This window comes from Segatella maculosa OT 289 (assembly GCF_000243015.1).
In the GTDB taxonomy this organism is placed as follows: domain Bacteria; phylum Bacteroidota; class Bacteroidia; order Bacteroidales; family Bacteroidaceae; genus Prevotella; species Prevotella maculosa.
Genome location: NZ_JH594502.1, coordinates 393,494 through 395,700 on the forward strand (window position 1 = coordinate 393,494; position 2,207 = coordinate 395,700).

The following is a 2,207-nucleotide window of genomic DNA, read 5'->3' on the forward strand; positions in this document are numbered from 1 at the left end:
GTTTCGTGGTTACGGGCGAACCCACAAGGACTGATTTCGGATACCACAGTCCGTTGACTTTCATTTTGATTTTCTTCCAAAATGCCATGATTTTTTGTGTTTTTTGTCTGCAACCGAACCGGCCGTGCGCAATGACTAAAATACGACCTGCGGACGACGGAAGTATATTCCGTAATTGACAATAGTATATTTCGTGCCCCACGAAAGTATATATTGTGCCCCACAATAGTATATATTGTCAAATTGCACTCCCGGCATCGTTTACAGGCGGATGAATATTAAAGTAAACTAACTCGAATTTTCAATTATTGAATTTCTATTTTCCGTTTATCAGTAATTAACGAATGCCCATACGCCGCCATTACTCATGGTCTTCCAAATGGTAAAAAGTTGTATATTGCTACTATTCGGATATGGTACAGTTACTAGCCCTATAGGCTGGAATTTACGAAAGGTTTGTGTGCCGTCGGCCTGCGTACTGGTAGAGATGAAGCCATTCGGCAGGTCTCCTCCGGCCTGCGTGAGATATCCTTTCAGCGTCGTGAGCGGGGTCTTTCCCGGGGCTGAGTTCCAATTACCCCACCACGTGTCGGTTGCCGAGAATGTCCATGATTTGTCTACCAGATGAATCGTTTTGACAATCTGTCCGAAGCTGGGCAGGAACCACTTGCCGACGTTTGCGCCTGTCACGGTAACGCCCGGATTGTAGTGAGCAGCGGTATAGAAGGCCGGATACTTGGTTTGCTCGTTGGCACGTACCTTGCCATCAAGGCTACTCGCTGCATCCCATGTCCAGTTATACCCGTTCATATCATTTTGTCCTGTAAACGGTCCGGCATAGCAAACGGTATTGTTTTGGTAGGTATCACCACTACCGGCAGGCGGATTATCTTGCTCCCAAATCACAAGCGGTATAAAGTTCAGTGCTGCAGCCAAGCCTTTATCCGAGGCCGTCTTTTCTGTTACAACAAGACCAATGGGCGTGCGCGTGCCCTTGTTGCCAAAGTAGCCCACGGTGCCGTCTTGGTAGAGATAGAGTGGGTTGCTCTTCACTTTCCAATTGAACACATAGCTGTGGTTCTTTTGCAGGATAGTATTGGCATAGATATGAGTGAAACGGTTTGCTGTGAAAGGATTGGTCTTTCCATAGAGCGTGCCTTGAACGTTGGAATATTGCACATATACAAAGTCATAGGCATCGGGATAATAGAAATATCTGGTAGTTGCCGTGTAGGTTTCTACATAGGGCGAATAGCTGATGGCACGGTCGGCCGTCATGGGGGTTGTCGGAATAACAGCCCCAACACTTCCGGAATGGCCGGTCACTGCCCCCTTGACATCATAGTCGATTATGCCGTAACCGGATCCCGCGTCCGAACCTACGACTCTGAACATTCCATTTTCTACCGGTGCGGTGTAGGAAGTGATTTGATAGCGCACGCGGGCATTCTGATGGCGCATCACAAAGGTCACCACGTCATGCGCAGCGGTGCTCACGGTGTGGGTGGTCACGCCGATCATCGGGTTCTCATTCATGCCGTTCGGTGTCTGAAAGTTATAACGTAGGCTTGTCCCATTGTCGGTCACGGCGTCGTTGAAGCAGACAAAGGTGTAGGTCTCGCCGGGGTTCAGGTTCCACTCGCCCAACGCGTCGGGGGTGAACACGCCGCTCGTGATGGTGCCTTTGATTCCGTCGTGGCGCACGTTGGAAGCGTCTACGGCATAGATGGTGTAGTGTCCGTCGCTCATTGGTTGGGGGGCACGCGTCTTGGCTGTCGCCATGGTGTCGGGCTCAAGGCTCAATTCTGCCACTAAGCCGTTGCCCAAGTCTACCGTCTCTGACTGCACGGCACGCGTGCCTTTTGCCCCTGCTTTTTCTTCATTGACAACGCCGGGCACATATTCCTCCTCGGTGAATTGGAACGTGATGCCTTTCGCCACATTTACTTTGCCGTCCTCTTTGACGACGCTCTCTTCGCTGCTGCATGCCGCGAGCAACATCGTGCTCACAAGGCCTGCCATAAATAATATCTTCTTCATTGAACTTTGATTTACTTTGAACTTTGATGTTTGAACATTGAACTTTATGATTACCGCGAGTTCGTATTCCCCTCCCTTGGGAGGGGCGGGGGTGGACCTATATTTCCGTATCTCCTCCATCAAGCTCTTCGTCTGCTCCCCATTCTTCTTCCGTAGAATGTGGTGCA

The 2,207-nt window shown here is 49.9% G+C and carries 1 protein-coding gene; it reads right to left on the minus strand.

The window, feature by feature from the left end; all coding sequences use genetic code 11:
- Window positions 1-330: 330 nt before the first annotated feature.
- Entirely contained in the window at window positions 331-2,040 is a 1,710-nt protein-coding gene (locus HMPREF9944_RS05805; RefSeq protein ID WP_044113401.1) for a hypothetical protein, read from the minus strand.
- Window positions 2,041-2,207: the final 167 nt, after the last annotated feature.

Coding starts and splice junctions, on each gene's coding strand:
- HMPREF9944_RS05805 (WP_044113401.1), bottom strand. CDS start 2,040: ATGAAGAAGATATTATTTATGGCAGGCCTTGTGAGCACGATGTTGCTC.